General features: G+C 72.2%; 12 protein-coding genes. 7 read left to right on the forward strand and 5 right to left on the reverse strand.

Annotated features, from left to right (window positions below; genetic code table 11):
- Positions 1–24 precede the first annotated feature (24 nt).
- Positions 25–2,139 (reverse strand): glycoside hydrolase family 27 protein, encoded by a 2,115-nt coding sequence (locus ADL34_RS11335; protein WP_234374991.1) that lies wholly within the window; start codon positions 2,137–2,139, stop codon positions 25–27.
- 303 nt (positions 2,140–2,442) lie between these two features.
- Between ADL34_RS11335 and ADL34_RS11340 the strand changes: the two genes are divergently transcribed.
- The 5 genes from ADL34_RS11340 to ADL34_RS11360 all read left to right on the forward strand — a co-directional run bounded on the left by ADL34_RS11340 (position 2,443) and on the right by ADL34_RS11360 (position 10,296).
- A complete protein-coding gene (locus ADL34_RS11340; RefSeq protein ID WP_062672278.1) occupies positions 2,443–6,522 on the forward strand; it encodes a discoidin domain-containing protein in 4,080 nt (1,359 codons plus the stop codon).
- A 145-nt stretch (positions 6,523–6,667) separates the two neighbouring features.
- Positions 6,668–7,711: an L-glyceraldehyde 3-phosphate reductase gene (gene mgrA / locus ADL34_RS11345; protein WP_062672276.1), complete on the forward strand. Its 1,044-nt coding sequence runs from the start codon at positions 6,668–6,670 to the stop codon at positions 7,709–7,711.
- A gap of 196 nt (positions 7,712–7,907) precedes the next feature.
- On the forward strand, positions 7,908–9,080 hold the full coding sequence (locus tag ADL34_RS11350; RefSeq protein WP_062672274.1) for a S1 family peptidase: 1,173 nt from the start codon (positions 7,908–7,910) through the stop codon (positions 9,078–9,080).
- 191 nt (positions 9,081–9,271) lie between these two features.
- Positions 9,272–9,811 carry a TetR/AcrR family transcriptional regulator gene (locus tag ADL34_RS11355; RefSeq protein WP_199835557.1) on the forward strand — a complete coding sequence of 180 codons (540 nt, stop codon included), beginning with the start codon at positions 9,272–9,274 and terminating at the stop codon, positions 9,809–9,811.
- A 155-nt stretch (positions 9,812–9,966) separates the two neighbouring features.
- Complete coding sequence (locus ADL34_RS11360) at positions 9,967–10,296, forward strand: antibiotic biosynthesis monooxygenase family protein (RefSeq protein ID WP_062672270.1); 330 nt, start codon at positions 9,967–9,969, stop codon at positions 10,294–10,296.
- Between the two features lie 36 nt (positions 10,297–10,332).
- On the opposite strand, the gene ADL34_RS11365 is transcribed toward ADL34_RS11360, so the two are convergent.
- Positions 10,333–11,115: a DUF817 domain-containing protein gene (locus ADL34_RS11365; RefSeq protein ID WP_062672267.1), complete on the reverse strand. Its 783-nt coding sequence runs from the start codon at positions 11,113–11,115 to the stop codon at positions 10,333–10,335.
- Between the two features lie 112 nt (positions 11,116–11,227).
- On the opposite strand from ADL34_RS11365, the gene ADL34_RS11370 reads away from it, so the two are divergent.
- Positions 11,228–12,154 (forward strand): GNAT family N-acetyltransferase, encoded by a 927-nt coding sequence (locus ADL34_RS11370; RefSeq protein WP_062672265.1) that lies wholly within the window; start codon positions 11,228–11,230, stop codon positions 12,152–12,154.
- 37 nt (positions 12,155–12,191) lie between these two features.
- Here the strand turns inward: ADL34_RS11370 and ADL34_RS11375 are convergent, their stop codons facing one another.
- Together ADL34_RS11375 and ADL34_RS36350 are read right to left on the reverse strand one after the other, a co-directional pair.
- On the reverse strand, positions 12,192–12,602 hold the full coding sequence (locus ADL34_RS11375) for a hypothetical protein (protein WP_179199455.1): 411 nt from the start codon (positions 12,600–12,602) through the stop codon (positions 12,192–12,194).
- A gap of 75 nt (positions 12,603–12,677) precedes the next feature.
- Entirely contained in the window at positions 12,678–12,836 is a 159-nt protein-coding gene (locus ADL34_RS36350; RefSeq protein WP_179199453.1) for a hypothetical protein, read from the reverse strand.
- 265 nt (positions 12,837–13,101) lie between these two features.
- Here ADL34_RS36350 and ADL34_RS11380 point away from each other — a divergent pair, with 265 nt between their 5' ends.
- Complete coding sequence (locus tag ADL34_RS11380; RefSeq protein WP_079034380.1) at positions 13,102–14,916, forward strand: ABC transporter ATP-binding protein; 1,815 nt, start codon at positions 13,102–13,104, stop codon at positions 14,914–14,916.
- A 23-nt stretch (positions 14,917–14,939) separates the two neighbouring features.
- Here the strand turns inward: ADL34_RS11380 and ADL34_RS11385 are convergent, their stop codons facing one another.
- The gene (locus ADL34_RS11385; protein ID WP_062672262.1) at positions 14,940–16,229 is read right to left on the reverse strand and encodes a hypothetical protein; all 1,290 of its coding nucleotides are present in this window, start codon (positions 16,227–16,229) and stop codon (positions 14,940–14,942) included.
- Positions 16,230–16,249 lie beyond the last annotated feature (20 nt).

Below are 16,249 nucleotides of genomic sequence, written 5' to 3' on the forward strand. Positions count from 1 at the left end.
GGCTACTGGACCTGAGCCCGGTGGCTACTTGAACTCGGTCCGGTGGACGGTCCCGTCCACCCCTCGATACGCGACGTCCACGGCACCGTCCGGCCCCGCGACCGCGCCGAGCGCACCCTCGAAGGCGGCACTCGGGAACTCCTGCCGCTTCGTCCACCCCTGCCAGGCGCCGTTCTCGTACCGCTGCTGCCAGAGCGTGTAGTCGCCGGCGCGCGCGTACAGCACCACGGCGCCCCCGACGGTGACCAGCGTCGGGCTGCCGCTCACGGTGCCGGCCAGCGACGACCACGCGGACCAGGCGCCTGAACCGTCGCGCGACCGCGTCCAGATGTCGTCCGACGGGGTACGCACGGCGATGTGCACGCGGCCCTGCGCGTCCACGGCGGCGGACGGCCTGCCGTACGTCTGCCGGTCTCCGGGGGCGCCCAGCGACGACCAGTCCGAGGCGGGGCCTCGCTGCACGATCCGCCCGTCCGAGCCGCGCGCGACGAGCGTCCAGTGCGCCGGGTCGGTGAAGGCCACGGACGGCGCGTCGGTGACCCGGCCGCCGAGGCTCCGCCAGCCGCCCCAGCGTCCGTCCTCGAACACCCGTCGGTACACCCGGGAGTCGGTGCCGCGCACGAACAGGTCGATCCGGCCGCCGGCCGAGGCGTACGCGGCGGGCTGGCCGAGGACGCGACCGTCCACGGGCCCGCCCAGGTCGGTCGTACGGCCGCGACCGTCACCGCTCGCCGTGTGCTGCTTGAGGCTGCCGTGCGGACCGCGGAAGAACGTGGTGAGCGTGTCGCCGCTGCGGACGACCGCCGGGCTCGCGGTCGCCGCCTCGCCGATCCCCGTGCCGGGCAGCGCCTCCTCGCCGGTCAGCTTCAGGAAGGCGGTGCCGTGCGCGGGGACCTCCACGGTGTACGACCCGGTGTGCGTGCCGCGGTCGGCGCGGGCGCGCAGATCGCGGACCTTCACCGTCCCGCCGAGCGCGACGTCGGCGAACTCCACCGTGCGACGGGCCGGCTGGTCGGAGCGGTTGAGCAGGACCACGGCCCGCTGCCCGTTCCCGGCGAGGTCCTTGCTGTAGACGTCCCCGGTGGAGTCGGTGGCGACCCGGACGCCCTGGACGGCGAGCGGGTCCTGGTTCACGGCGATGATCTCGGGGTTGCGCAGTGTCCGGACCATCGACGCGGACAGGGTGCGCGGGTCGGAGCCGAGCACCAGCGGCGAGCCCATCTCGGCCCACATCACGAACTGGGTGGTCGACTCCTCCTCGGACAGCTCGAGGGAGCCGTCGGCCATGCGGCGCATCGGGATGAGGTAGTCCGGGTCGTTGTAGTGGCCGGGGCCCTGCGCCTCAGGATGCCAGGCGTTGGCGTCCATGTTGCGCAGGATGTTGGGCCATTGGCCGGGACTGGGGGTGCCCCAGGCGATGTCGGTACCGGTGCGCCAGGAGTCGGCGATCAGCGGGGCGTAGGCGTACGTGTTGTGCGCGTCCTGCTCGGGGGTGTGCGGCAGGCCCCAGTCGTCCGTGAGCGGGTTGCAGAGGTTGAGCAGCATCCTGCGGCCCGACTTGGCGACGGCGTCGCCGAACTCCTTGAAGGCGGGACCCGGATCGAGCTGGACTCCGATGCCGCACAGGAAGTCGACCTTGATGGCGTCGATCTTCCAGTCGGCGAACTGCCGCGCGTCCTCGGTGTAGTGGCCGCGGCTGCCGAGGCCGCAGGTCTTCCCGCCGTCGTACGCGCCGGCGTCGGTGTAGATGCCGGCCTTGAGGCCGCGCCGGTGGAGGTAGGAGACGAGTGCCGGGATGCCGGAGGGGAAGCGGTCGGGGTGGGCCGTCAACCGCCCTTGCGCGTCACGGGGGTTGTCGGCCTGCCAGCCGCCGTCCAGCCACACGATGTCGTAGCCGCTGTCCCGCAGACCGCTGCTGACCAGCTTGTCGGCGACGGCGCGGACCTCCTTCTCGGTGGGCGCGCCGAGCCCGTAGTAGGTGTTCCAGCCCATGTACGGCGTCGGCGCGAGACCGCTGTCGTAGTAGGCGGGGGCGCCTTGGTCCACGGCGGCGTCCGCCGGGGCGTCCGCGCTGGCGGGCGGTGCCGCGGAGGCGGTCAGGACCACGGCGATCGCGGTCGTCAGGGCGAATGAAGTCACGTGCCTCTCCCGGGGGTTGGGAAGCAGGAGGAGGTGTGACGCGGGCCGCTTCGGTGCCGGGGCCGTCGGCGTCACGGCGAAGACTGTGGCGTGCGGCCGGAACCCTGTCAATATTAATTACTAATTTACAGAAACACGGGTTCCCGCCGTCGGGGGTATTGACGGGCGGTCCCCGGCGGTGCAGGGTTTGGCAACGTTGTCAGAGCCCCTGCGGAGCCCAACGAAGCCTGCTCTCGGCAACGTTGTCAGCAGCGTTCCGGGTCGCCTCGCCCCCCGGACATCCCTGATCGGAGCTCGTGTCCCATGCCGGATCAGTCTTCCGTGCCGTCCCGCCGCACCGTCCTCTCCGCCGGATCGACGCTCCTCGCGGGCTTCGGGGCCGGCTTGGGCTTCCCGGGCGCCGCCGCCGCGGCGGGAACCGGCCACCCGCGACCGGCCCCGACCCAGGGTGAACTCGCCGCGTACCGGCCGGTGAAGGTGTCCTCCACCGACTACGCGCCCACCCCGGCCGAGTTCGCCGTGGACGGCCTGGACACGGTCGGCGTGCGCGGCAGCGGATGGCGGGCGGCGGCCGGTGATCCGCAGTGGATCAGCGTCGACCTGCAGGCGCTGTGCGAGGTGGAGTCGCTGCGGTTCGTCTTCGAGGCGACCGTGGACGACCCGCCGTACGTCGACGCGCCGAACGGCAGTCCCCGTGACAACACCACGGGGCAGGAGATCCTCTCCAGTTGCGCGGTGGACTTCGTCGTCGAGACGTCCCGCGACGAGAAGGCGTGGACGGCTGTGTACCACACGGACTCCGGCCGGGGCGGGGTCGTCGGGATCGAGTTGCCGAAGCCGGTCACCGCACGCTGGGTGCGCCTGACCGTGCGCAAGCGTTCGAACGCCAACCCGCTGGGCCTGAACGGCTTCCAGGTGTACGGCACCTGCCGTGACCGGCGTCCCGCCGTCACCGGCTGGACCGACTGGGGCGTGCACCACCGCACTCCCCCGGCGCTCGGGATGGCCGCCGACGGCACCGTACCCCTGGAGTCCGGCTGGGACCTGACCATGGACGACCGGGCCGGCGCCGAGGGCGCCGAGCTGTCCCGGCCGGAGTTCGACACCAGCCGCTGGCTGCCCGCCACCGTGCCGGGCACCGTGCTGACCTCCCTGGTCGACCAGGGGCATCTGCCCGACCCGGTCGCCGGGTTCGCCAATCTGCACGTCCCGGAGGCCCTGTCCCGGCACTCCTGGTGGTACAGGCGCCGGTTCCGGCTGCCGAAGGGCCTGGACACCGGCGCCGGGCGCCACGTGTGGCTGGAGTTCGACGGGGTGAACCACAAGGCGGAGGTCTGGCTCAACGGCGACCGGGTGGGCGAGGTCGTCTTCCCCTTCGCGCGCGCCGCGTTCGACGTCACCCGGCTTCTGGCCGAGGGCGGCGAGCAGGCCCTCGCCGTGCGGATCACGCCGATGCCGTACCCGGGCAGTCCGGGCGACAAGGGCCCCGCCGGGCTGGCGTTCGTGGACGCCGGCGCCACCATGATGAACCGCAACTCGCCGACGTACCTGGCCGCTTCGGGCTGGGACTGGATGCCGGCGGTGCGCGACCGCGCGGCCGGCCTGTGGAACCACGTGCGGCTGCGCTCGACGGGCGCGGCCGTCATCGGTGACGTGCGCGTGGACACCCGGCTGCCCGGCCTGCCCGACACCGGCACGGCCGAGCTGACGCTCGTCGTCCCGGTCCGCAACGCGGACCCGGCACCCCGGAGTGTCACCGTCCGGGCGGCCTTCGAGGGCGTGCGCGTGACCCGGACGGTCACCGTGCCCGCGGGCGAGACGGTCGACGTCGTCTTCAGCCCCGCCGACCACGCGCAACTGCGCTTGCGGAACCCGAAGCTGTGGTGGCCCAACGGCTACGGCGAGCCCGCCCTGCACGACCTGACGCTGACCGCGACGGTCGGCGGCCGCGAGAGCGACCGGCGCACGACCCGGTTCGGCATACGCCAGTTCGGCTACGAGTACGACGTGCCGCTGACCTTCCAGTCGGGCAGCGACTCCTACGCCCAGACCGTGCAGTTCCCCCGGCAGAAGGCCCGCCATGTGCGGATCCGGTGCCGCACCCGCGCCACCAGCTGGGGATCGTCGATCTGGAGCCTGTCGGTGATCGACAGCGCCTCCCCCGGCACCGACCTGGCCCTGCACCGGGACGCCACCGCCTCGACCGTGGACGAGGACGCGCACAAGCCGGGCAACGTCACGGACGGCGACCCGAAGACGCGCTGGTCGTCGGCGTTCGAGGACGACCAGTGGGTCGCGGTCGACCTGGGCGCCGAGGCGTCCTTCGACCGGGTCGTCGTCACCTGGGAGCAGGCGTACGCGAAGACGTACGACGTGCAGGTCTCCGACGACGGGGACACCTGGCGCGACGCCGCCTCCGTCGACAACGCCGCGACCCCGTTGCCGTTCCGCGCCTCGGGCTCGGCCGCGCTGCAGAGCGTGGAGTTCGAGCCGCGCACCGCCCGCCACGTCCGGGTGCTGTGCCACAGCCGGGCCACCAGCTGGGGCGCCTCGATGTGGAGCCTGTCGGTGATCGACAGCGCCTCCCCGGGCACCGACCTGGCGCTGCGCAAGGACGCGACCGCCTCCTCGGAGGAGGGCGGGGGCAGCCGGGCCGCCAACGCCGTGGACGGCGATCCGAACACCCGCTGGTCGTCGGCGTACGAGGACGAGCAGTCGATCCAGGTCGACCTGGGCGCGTCCGTGCGGTTCGACCGGGTGGTCATCCTGTGGGAGCAGGCGTACGCGCGGACGTACACGGTGCAGGTCTCGGACGACGGCGAGGACTGGACGGACGTGAAGTCCGTCGACAACTCCACGGTGCCGCTGAAGATCAGCGTCAACGGTGTCCGGGTGTTCTGCCGGGGCGGCAACTGGGGCTGGGACGAGCTGCTGCGCAGGATGCCCGCGGAACGGATCGACGCGGCCGTGCGCATGCACCGCGACATGAACTTCACGATGATCCGCAACTGGCTGGTGTCGAGCAACCGCGAGGAGTTCTACGCCAGTTGCGACGAGCACGGCCTGCTGGTCTGGAACGACTTCCCCAACGCCTGGGCCATGGACCCGCCGGACCACGAGGCGTTCCTGAGCCTCGCCCAGGACACCGTGCGCCGCTACCGCTCCCACCCGAGCATCGTCGTCTGGTGCGGCGCCAACGAGGGCAATCCGCCCGGCCCCCTCGACGACGGGATGCGGGCCGCGGTCCGGGCGGAGACGCCCGACCTGCTGTACCAGAACAACTCGGCGGGCGGCATCGTCTCCGGCGGCGGCCCGTACGGCTGGGTGGAGCCCGAGCGCTACTACTCCGCGAGCACCTACGGGAGCGGGAGCTTCGGCTTCCACACGGAGATCGGCATGCCGGTGCTGCCGACGGCGGAGACGATGCGCCGCCTCGTGGGCGACGAACCGGAGTGGCCGGTCAAGGGCGCCTGGTACTACCACGACTGGAGCACCCGCGGGAACCAGGCTCCGCAGAACTACCGGGCGGCGATCGAGTCCCGGCTCGGCGAGGCGAAGGACCTCGACGACCTCTGCCGCAAGGCGCAGTTCGTCAACTACGAGAACTTCCGCGCCATGTTCGAGGCGTGGAACGCCCGCCTGTGGGAGGACGCGAGCGCCCTGCTGCTGTGGATGTCGCACCCGGCCTGGTACAGCACGGTGTGGCAGACGTACGACTACGACTTCGACGTCAACGGCGCCTACTACGGCGTCCGCAAGGCGAGCGAGGCCGTGCACGTGCAGGCCGACCCGGTGAGCGGACAGGTCCTCGCGGTCAACCACACGCCGCGCCGGATCACGGGCGCCACGGTCGTCGTCTCCCGCCACGACTTCTCCGGCCGCCGGCTCGGCACCGAGCGGCGCGCGAAGGTGGACGTCGCCCCCTCCTCGACGGCGGCCGCCCTCACCGCGGGCTGGACGGACGACCTCCCCGACCTGCATCTCCTGCGGCTGAGGCTCGTGGACGCGCGGGGCGATCTGCTGGCCGAGAACACGTACTGGCGCTACCGCGAGCCCGCCCACCTGCGCGCCCTGAACGAGGTCGCCGGGACCCGGGTGTCGGTCGAGGTCACCGGCACGGACCGCACGGGCGGGCGGCACCGGCTCACGGCCCGGCTGCGCAACCGGGGCACGACCGTGGCGGCCATGGTGCGGGTGTCGCTGCTGGACGGGAAGGGGGACCGGGTGCTGCCCACCCTGTACGGCGACAACTACCTGTGGCTGCTGCCCGGCGAGTCCCGGACGGTCACGCTCGACTGGCCGGCGCCCGCCCTGCGCTCCGGCCGGCCGGTGGTCCGGGTGGAGGGGTACAACGTCCCGGCGGCGACCGCGAGCGGACGATGAGCGCGGACGGCGGCCGGCATTCAGAAACGGCGCCGCTGAATGCCATGAAAACGATGCGTTGGACGCGAGAATCGGGCAGGAGCACAGTGAACAGGTCCCTCACCAGGACCGGACGACCCCGACTGCACCTTGCGGAGACCACTCGATGAACCACGTCGCCGACCCCGAGCGCTACGACGGCACCATGCGGTACCGGCGCACCGGGCGCTCAGGACTCGACCTGCCCGTGCTGTCGCTGGGCTACTGGCACAACTTCGGTGACGACAAGCCCTTCGAGACCCAGCGCGAGATCGCGCTGCGCGCCTTCGACCTGGGCATCACGCACCACGACCTGGCCAACAACTACGGCCCGCCCTACGGCTCCGCCGAGATCAACTTCGGCCGGCTGATGCAGCAGGACCTGGCGCCGTACCGGGACGAGCTGGTGATCTCCACCAAGGCCGGCTGGGACATGTGGCCCGGCCCCTACGGCCAGGGCGGCGGCTCCCGGAAGTACGTGCTGGCCTCGCTCGACCAGTCGCTGAAGCGGATGGGGCTGGACTACGTCGACATCTTCTACTCCCACCGGCTCGACCCCGGCACCCCGCTGGAGGAGACGATGGGGGCGCTCGACACCGCCGTCCGCCAGGGCAAGGCCCTGTACGTCGGCATCTCCTCCTACGACGCCGAGCGCTCCCGGCAGGCCGCCGCCATCCTGCGGGACCTGGGCACGCCGCTCCTCATCCACCAGCCGTCGTACAACATGCTCAACCGCTGGATCGAGAACGAGGGGCTGCTGGACGCCGCCGAGCAGGAGGGCTTCGGCGTCATCGGCTTCACGGCGCTGGCCCAGGGACTGCTGACGGGCCGGTACCTGGAGGGCGTGCCCGCCGGGTCCCGGGCCACTCAGGGCAAGTCGTTCGACGAGGGCTGGCTGTCGGACGAGATGCGGGGCCGGCTGCGCGCGCTGAACGACATCGCGGCCCGGCGCGGGCAGAGCCTGGCCCAGATGGCGCTCGCCTGGGCGCTGCGCGACCCGAGGGTGACCTCGCTGGTGATCGGCGCCTCGCGCACCGAGCAGCTCGAGCAGAACGTGGCCGCGCTGGAGAACCTCGACTTCACGGACGAGGAGCTGGCCGAGATCGACAAGTACGCCACCGACGGCGGCGTCGACCTGTGGCGGGAGGCCAGGACCGGCCAGATGGGCTGACGCACACGCCGTACCGCAGCGCGCGCACCCGGAACCTCCGGGTGCGCGCGCTGCCGTCTGTGCGCCGGAAGCACCTTCCGCACATGGTATGGACCTGACAGGTTGCCCTGGCTATGCTCGGCCCAACCCGATGAGAGCGCTCTCAGTTTGCGGTTGTTCCACCCCCACCTTGCTGGAACGACGAAGGGCAACTCCCTTGAGACGCAGCAGACTCACCTATGCCTGTCTCTCCGCGCTCCTGGTGCTCGGCGGCTGGTCCGCGGCCGGCACCGGGCAGGCCACCGCGGACGACTCCCCCACCCCGGCGGACCGCGCCCCCACCTCCGCCGTCGCCTCCGACGGACTGCTCCAGGCCATGCAGCGCGACCTCGGCCTGTCGAAGGAGCAGGCCAAGACGCGGCTCGCCGCCGAACGCACGGCGACGGCCGTCGCGCCGAAGGCACGCGAGGCGGCCGGATCCGCCTACGGCGGCTCGTGGTTCGACGCACGCGCCGAACGCCTCACCGTCGGCCTCACCACGGACGCCTCCCCCGCGACCGTGCGCCGCGTCGAGGCGACCGGCGCCGCTGTCCGGACCGTCGAGCACACCGCACGGGAACTCGACACCGCCAAGGCCCGCATCGACCGCCTCGACGCCCCGTCCGGGGTGAGCAGCTGGCACGTCGACCCGGCCGCCGGGACCGTGGTCGTGAACGTCGTCAGGGGCGAGCGGGCTGACAACGATGTCCGCCGCTTCGTGTCCCGCGCTCGCGCGGCCGGTCCGGTGACCGTCCGCACGGTCGCGTCCGCGCCCTCCACCTTCGCGGCCGGCACCGTCGGCGGCGACCCGTACTACACGGGCAACGTCCGCTGCTCCATAGGCTTCTCGGTGCACGGCGGCTTCATCACCGCGGGGCACTGCGGCCAGCCGGGCGCGGGTGTCCGGGGCTGGGACGGCAGTTACATCGGCACCTTCCAGGGCTCCTCGTTCCCGGACAACGACTACGCCTGGGTCAGCGTCGGCAGCGGCTGGTGGACCGTACCGGTCGTGCTCGGCTGGGGCACCGTGTCGGACCAGCTGGTGCGGGGATCGGGCGAGGCGCCCGTCGGCGCCTCCGTCTGCCGCTCCGGCTCGACGACGCACTGGCACTGCGGCAGGGTGCTCGCCAAGAACGAGACGGTCAACTACAGCCAGGGCGCGGTGCACCAGATGACGAAGACCAGCGTCTGTGCCGAACCCGGCGACTCCGGCGGCTCGTTCATCAGCGGCGACCAGGCCCAGGGCGTCACCTCGGGCGGCTGGGGCAACTGCTCCAGCGGCGGCGAGAGCTGGTTCCAGCCGGTCAACGAGATCCTGGGCCGCTACGGCCTGACCCTGCACACCGCCTGAGCCAGGTCCCGTGCCCGGCCCCGGCTCCGGCCGGGCACGGGGCCTTCCCCCACAGCGGTGAAGTTGTCGGAGTGAGTGCTCACTCATTGACGGAGTGAGCACTCACTCCGTAGGCTGCCGCCATGACTCCCACCGAGAAGCAGACCGCCCGTCGTCGCGCGCCCGCCATGTCGCCGGAGCAGCGCCGCGAGATGATCGTCCAGACCGCCATCCCGCTGATCGCCGAGTACGGCTCCGCCGTGACGACCGCGAAGATCGCCCGCGCCGCGGGCATCGGAGAGGGCACGATCTTCCGCGTCTTCGCCGACAAGGAGGAACTGATCGATGCCTGTGTCGCCGAGGCGCTCTCCCCCGACCACGCGATCCGTGAACTCGACGCGATCGACATGACCCAGCCGCTCGCCGACCGGCTCGCCGAGGCGGCCGAGGCACTTCAGGCGCATCTCGCCCGAATGGGCGCCGTGATGGGCTCACTGGGACACCGCGGCGGCAAGCACCCCGGTGCCGTGCGCGGCGCCGGCCGCCAGGAGTCGACGGCCCGCCTCCGCGCGGCCCTCGCGGACCTGCTGGAGCCCGACCGCGCCACGCTGCGCCGGCCGCCGGAGCAGATCGCGGCCCTGTTCTTCGGCCTGCTGTTCACCCAGCCGCGCACGGACGACGAGCCCGATCTGACGCCCGGTGAACTGGTGGACGTCTTCCTGCACGGAGCGGTCACGGGCGAGGGCCGGTGAGGAGGCGCGGGAGGCGCGCCACCGTGTGCACGGGGGCCGCCGCCCCCTCCTGTCCGGCAGGGGCAGGGGTGGGAGACGCCGTGGACGGCTGCAAGCCGTCGAGCAGGCACCAGCCACTCACGCGCTCCTGATCCATCGTGCGGCAGGATGGGTGCATGAGCGTCGTCAAGATCAACGTGTTGACCGTGCCCGCCGAGCAGCGGGAGGTGCTGGAGAAGCGGTTCGCCTCGCGGGCGCACGCCGTGGAGAACTCCGACGGGTTCGAGTGGTTCGAGCTGCTGCGGCCGGTCGAGGGCACCGACACCTACCTCGTGTACACGCGCTGGCGGGACGAGGAGTCCTTCCAGGCGTGGATGGAGGGCCCGATGAAGGCGGCCCACCAGGGCGGCGGCCAGGAGGGCGGCGAGCGCCCGAAGCCCGCGGCGGCCGGGTCGACGCTGTGGTCGTTCGAGGTCGTGCAGCAGGCGGGACCCAAGGGCGCGTGAGGCGAAGGGGGCGGGGCGTGCTCCCCGCCCCTTTCTCTAGTGCTGTGACCGGCGCGACCGGGCGACCGCAGCGAGGACGAACGTGACGCTGATCAGCAGCGACCAGGCGCCGAACTTCTCCACGCCGACCGGCTGCCAGCCGTCGAGCTGGTAGGGGTAGCGCCACGCGCCGAGGTAGGTGGCGAGGTTCTCCGCGAGCCACAGGAAGAACCCGATGAGGACGAACGCCAGGGCCAGGGGCATCCGCAGGCGGCGCCCGCGCACCGTGTAGCGCACCGACGTGCCCGCGGTGACGGCCAGCAGGAGCACGGCGAGCAGCCAGCGGACGTCGGGCAGCCAGTGGTGGGTGAAGAAGTTGACGTACACGGCGGCGGCCACGAGCGCGGTCATCCGGGGCCGGTAGCGGACCAGTTCCATGTCGAACAGGCGCCAGGCGCGGCAGACGTAGCTGCCGACCGCCGCGTACAGGAAGCCGCCGTACAGCGGGACGCCCGCGAACTTGAGCACGGCGGGCTCCGGGTAGCTCCAGGAGCCGAGCGAGACCTTGACGATCTCGAAGGCCAGGCCGACCACGTGGCAGACCGCGATGACGGCGACGTCCCGGCCGTTCTCCCAGCCCCGCAGATAGAACAGCAGGGTGAGCAGCACCCCGTAGACCACGAGCAGGTCGTAGCGGGCCACGGGGAGTCCGCGCAGGAGGCCGGACGCGGCGACGCCGGACATCAGGGCGATGGCGAAGGCGCACGACCGCGTCTGTATCCACGCGAAGTCGAGCAGGTGGCGCAGGTGCGCGCCCACGGGGCCGGTTGCGGTGAACATGTTCAAAAAGACGATCAGGCCGTGCGTTCGGTTGCGCCTGCCGCCAGGTCAGGACGGCAGGTCCCGCCGAAATTCCGTTGCGGCGGGGCCCGCGTCCCCGGACCCTTGGCCCATGCCTTACGCACTTCGCCCGGCCGGCCTCGACGACGCGGCCGCCGTGACCGACCTGCTCAATGAGATCGACCGGATCGAGATAGGCCGGCCCGAGACCGACCTGCACACCGTCGAATCCGACCTGAAGCGGCCCGACATCGCCCTCGCGCACGACTCGTGGCTGGCGTTCGACGGTGAACGCCTCGTGGCCTACGGCCTGTTGTGGGACGATTCGGGCGGCGAGCGCATCGACGTCGACCACTATGTCCTCCCCGACCACCAGCGGGCCGGTGAGCTGCTGCTGGACGCCATGGACGCGCGGGCGCTGGCCAAGGCCAGGGAGAACGGGGCGGACCGGGCGGTGGTGCATCTGCACCTCAACGCCGAGCCCACCACCGACAAGGGCCTGCTGGAGCGGCGCGGCTGGTCCGTCGTGCGCCGCTACCACGTGCTGCGGCGCCCGGTGGACGCGGCCCGCGACCTGGCTCCGGCCGTCCCGACCGGTGTGCGGCTGCGGCCCTGCGCCGACGAGGCGGACCGGGTGCGGGTGCACGCGCTGCACCAGTCCACGTTCGCCGAGCACTTCGACTTCCAGCCGCGCGCCTACGAGCAGTGGCTGCATGATGTCGACGCCGATCTGCTCGACTGGTCCCTGGTCTGGCTCGTCGAGACGGACGACCTGGGTGACGCCGCGTTCCTGCTCGCCCGCGACGACCGGGAGGCGATGGGCTGGATCCGCAGCCTCGGGGTGCGGCGCGAGGCGCGGGGCCGGGGCATGGGCGGTCTGCTGCTGCGGCACGCGTTCGCCACGTTCGCGGCGCGCGGGCGGGACACGGTCGGACTCGGCGTGGACACCGCCAACGCCACCGGCGCCCCCGCGTTGTACGCCCGGCACGGCCTGAAGGTCCACTTCGCGGTGGACACGTGGGAGACCGTCCTGAAGTGAGGCCCTGCCGGGCGCGTCGAAGCGCTCCGGGGTCCGGTCACGCGCCGGGCGCGCCCGCGGGCTCCTGCTCCCGCCGGCGCGCCCCTCGCCGTTCCCGGCACAGGGCCGCGGCCGTGGCCAGCGCGCCGGCGCCCTCCCACAGCCCGACCCCGAGGAAGCCGGCCGGGGCCCGGCCGCCGATCACGGCGAGGGTGAAGACCGTGCAGGTCAGCAGGCGGAAAGGCACGGTCCAGCGGAAGAACGCGCGCCAGTCCGCGAGGGCCGCCAGCACGTAGTACACACCCATGTTCAGCGCCGCCATGGACGACGCGGTCACGAACACGAGGGTGTGATCCCCCTCGCCGCGCGGTTCCGCCGCCGGCGCGAACCCCGTCACCCTCAGCAGGACATCGGGCGCGAGGAGCCCGACGACCCCCATGACGGCCGCGAGGACTCCGAAGACGGCCATCGTCCAGCCGGCCGGCGAGCGGGGCAGGGAGCGCACGAAGTCCTCCTGGATGCGGCGGAGTCGGGGCGGGAGGCCTCAGCGCCGAAGGGTGCCCCGGCGCGCGTTGTTGTACAGACGTAGCAGGTGCTTGGCGACGGCGCACGGGGTCGTGTCCGCATTGCACTGCCGGCACGTCCGCATGTGCTGCTCGTAGTCGGCGTGCGCCTGCTGCAACGCCTCTTCGGGAGATGACATCGATGTCCTCGGGAGTGGTCGACGGATGGGGCGAGGGGCGCACGAGGGGGACGCTGCGGGACGCCGGGAAGACCGCGTGAGACACCCGGGGAACAAGTGGATCATGTTACTGACGGTAGCGGGAAGTCGCGTTCCCGCATTGATCACTAGCTCACAGGCGGCGTCCGACGACCGGAAAAGCCTTGGACGGAGCGGGACTCGGCGCGGGACACTGCCGTACTCACGCCGTGACTCCACGTAGTCGCCCGAACCGTACAGGGGTGGGATGGGAACGCCTGAGACCCGCAGGACCCTGCCGGCCAAACGCTCGGTTCTGCTCGCACTTCGCCACTACGGACGGGTGCTCGTCCGCCTCAAGTGGCTGACGGCCCCGGCGATGCTGCTGACCTCTCTCGGCAACATCGGCATCAACTACATCGCTCCGCTCATCGTGGCCAAGCTCGTCGGCGACATCGCCGGCGGCGGGCAGGTCACCCTCTCCTCGACCCTTCCGTACGTCCTCGGCTTCGTCGCCGTCCTGCTGCTCGCCGAGACGCTGTGGCGCATCGCCCTGCACTGCCTGAACCGGCTGGACGCCCTCGGCATCGAGCAGCTGTACGTGCTCGGGATGGACGAACTGCTCGCCCGGGACGCCGCGTTCTTCCACGACAACTTCGCCGGCTCGCTCACCAAGCGGGTGCTGAGCTTCGCGACCCGCTTCGAGCAGTTCGTCGACACGCTGACGTTCCAGATCATGGGCAGCCTCGTGCCGCTGCTCTTCGGGGTCGTGGTGCTGTGGCGGTACGAACCGCTGCTCGTCGTCGGCCTGCTGGTGATGATCTCGGTGACGGCGGTCTGTGTGGTGCCGCTCATCCGGCGCCGCCAGGCCCTCGTCGACCAGCGCGAGGAGGCGATCGCGCGGGTGGCCGGCCATGTCGCCGACAGCCTCATGAACATGGACACCGTGCGCGCGTTCGCCGCCGAGGAGCGTGAGGCCGCCGAGCACCGCTCCCGCGTGGCGACGTCCCGCCGGCTGACGCTGCGCTCCTGGGACTACGGCAATCTGCGCATCGACACCCTGGTCGCGCCGATGTCGGTCCTGACCAACGCGCTGGGTCTGCTGCTCGCGGTGACGCTGGGCGGCGGCGGACACGGCGTGGAGGCGGTGGTGGTCGCGTTCACCTACTACAGCAACGCCACGCGGATCATGTTCGAGTTCAACCAGATCTACCGCCGGCTGGAGAACTCCATGACGGAGGCGGCCCAGTTCACGGAGCTGCTGCTGACCCCCGCGACCGTGCTCGACCCGCCCGCGCCGGAACCGGCGCCGACGGGCGCCCTGGACGTCCGCTTCGAGAAGGTCGCCTTCGCCCACCGCGGCGGCCGCCCGCTGTTCGACGGACTCGACCTGGAGGTGCCCGCGGGGTCCCGGGTCGGCCTGGTGGGCCGGTCGGGAGGCGGCAAGACCACGCTCACCCGGCTGCTGCTGCGGATGACGGACGTCGACAGCGGCCGCATCCTCGTCGGCGGCCTGGACATCGGCCGGATGCGCCAGGCCGACCTGCGGGACCTGATGGCCTACGTGCCCCAGGACCCGGCGATGTTCCACCGCAGTCTGCGCGACAACATCGCCTTCGCCCGGCCCGGCGCGAGCGACGCGGAGATCCGCCGCGCGGCCGAGGCGGCGCACGTCACCGAGTTCGCCGACGCGCTGCCGCACGGCTTCGACACCATGGTCGGCGAGCGCGGGATCAAGCTGTCCGGCGGTCAGCGCCAGCGGGTCGCCCTGGCCCGCGCGATCCTGCGGGACGCGCCGATCCTGCTGCTCGACGAGGCGACCAGCGCCCTGGACTCGGAGAGCGAGCTCCTCGTCCAGGAGGCGCTGTGGCGGCTCATGGAGGGGCGCACCGCGCTCGTGGTGGCCCACCGGCTGAGCACGGTCGCCGGCATGGACCGGCTGGTCGTCCTCGATCGCGGGCGGATCGTCGAACAGGGCTCCCACGACGAGCTGATCACGATGGACGGCACCTACGCGCGGCTCTGGCAGCACCAGTCGGGCGGTTTCCTCGACGACACGCCCGCGCGGGCCGAGTTCCCCTGAACCCGGCCCGCCCGTACGGCGGTTCAGCCGCGCGAGGCACGCCGGCGGCGCACCACCAGGACGGCGGCCGCGCCGGCGCCCACCGCGGCGGCAGCGGCACCGGCGATCGGCAGGGCCGAGCTGGAACCGGTACTGGCCAGGTCCCCCGAGACGCCGGTGTCCGCTCCGCCGGTCGCCGAACCGCCGGTGGAGGAGCCGCCGCCGGTGCCGCCCGTGCCGGACCCGCCGGTGGACGAGGAGCCGCCGGTGGAGCCGCTGCCGCCACCCGAGGAGGAGCCGCCACCGGACGACGAGCCGCCGCCGGTGGAGCCGCCCCCGGTCACCTGGAGGGTGATGGGCGCCTTGTCGTTGCCGTGCTCGGTGTCCCAGTCGCCGAGTTTGCCGACCAGGGCCACCGAGCCCTTGGCACCGTCGACGGCCTTGTCGATCCGCACCTTGAAGGTCCGCGCGTACTGCTCGTCCTCGTCGGCCCAGACCAGGTCGAAGGGGCACCGGTAGGTCCGGGCGGACACCTTCTCGCAGTTCGGATGCTTCGTCGCCGTGGTGCCGGCGGGCAGCTCGACCTCGACCTCGGCGAGCGGGACACCGTCCCGGTACACCTGCACCCAGGCGGGACCGGCGTTCCTGAACCCGACCTTGAGGTCGACGGTGTCCCCGACCCGGCCCTTCATCGCCTGGTCCAGGGCCTGGAAGTCCGCGGTGTTCGCCGCCGTCACGGACGTCCGCCGGAAGTGCGCGTCCTCCGCGACGGGCGTACCGGGCTCCTGCGCCGGCACGTCCGGCTGCTCGACGAGCTTCAGGGCCGGGCCCGTCCCCGGCACGGGGCCAGAGGTGGCCTCGTCCCCGGGGTAGGCCTCGTAGTCGGTGACGGAGACGTCGAGGCGCTCGTACAGCGCCCGGTCCATGGCGCCGATCTTCAGGCCGCCCTCGGGTGCGTAGGCGACACCGGGCTTCACCTGCTGATCGAACTCGCACAGCGCCATGGCGCCGGTCGGGATCTCGTCGTAGCCCCAGGTCTTGAAGGCACGGCAGTTGGAGGGCACGTCGCTCAGGGACAGTCCATGGCTGACGGTGTACGTCATCCACACCTTGTCGAGCGCCTCGGTACCCGTGTACCAGAAGCGGCCGGGCACCGTGAACGTGCCGCCCGGCCGCACCCCGTCGACCGGGGCGATCTTCTCCAGGACCAGTCCGGGGGCGGGGGCGGGGTCGTCCGCGGCGGCGGGTGCCGCGCACACGGCCAGCAGGGCGACGGCACCCGCCGCGCCGGCGGTCCTGCGGCGCACACGAAGCCCGAGGGCGGTGGTGAACATGAGGTCCTCTGATCGAACTC

It is taken from the genome of Streptomyces sp. NRRL WC-3605, assembly GCF_001509795.1.
GTDB lineage: Bacteria > Actinomycetota > Actinomycetes > Streptomycetales > Streptomycetaceae > Streptomyces > Streptomyces viridochromogenes.

Coding starts and splice junctions, on each gene's coding strand:
- ADL34_RS11360 (WP_062672270.1), top strand. CDS start 9,967: ATGAGCGTCGTCAAGATCAACGTGTTGACCGTGCCCGCCGAGCAGCGG.
- mgrA (WP_062672276.1), top strand. CDS start 6,668: ATGAACCACGTCGCCGACCCCGAGCGCTACGACGGCACCATGCGGTAC.
- ADL34_RS36350 (WP_179199453.1), bottom strand. CDS start 12,836: ATGTCATCTCCCGAAGAGGCGTTGCAGCAGGCGCACGCCGACTACGAG.
- ADL34_RS11355 (WP_199835557.1), top strand. CDS start 9,272: ATGATCGTCCAGACCGCCATCCCGCTGATCGCCGAGTACGGCTCCGCC.
- ADL34_RS11340 (WP_062672278.1), top strand. CDS start 2,443: ATGCCGGATCAGTCTTCCGTGCCGTCCCGCCGCACCGTCCTCTCCGCC.
- ADL34_RS11365 (WP_062672267.1), bottom strand. CDS start 11,115: ATGTTCACCGCAACCGGCCCCGTGGGCGCGCACCTGCGCCACCTGCTC.
- ADL34_RS11370 (WP_062672265.1), top strand. CDS start 11,228: ATGCCTTACGCACTTCGCCCGGCCGGCCTCGACGACGCGGCCGCCGTG.
- ADL34_RS11380 (WP_079034380.1), top strand. CDS start 13,102: ATGGGAACGCCTGAGACCCGCAGGACCCTGCCGGCCAAACGCTCGGTT.
- ADL34_RS11385 (WP_062672262.1), bottom strand. CDS start 16,229: ATGTTCACCACCGCCCTCGGGCTTCGTGTGCGCCGCAGGACCGCCGGC.
- ADL34_RS11375 (WP_179199455.1), bottom strand. CDS start 12,602: ATGGCCGTCTTCGGAGTCCTCGCGGCCGTCATGGGGGTCGTCGGGCTC.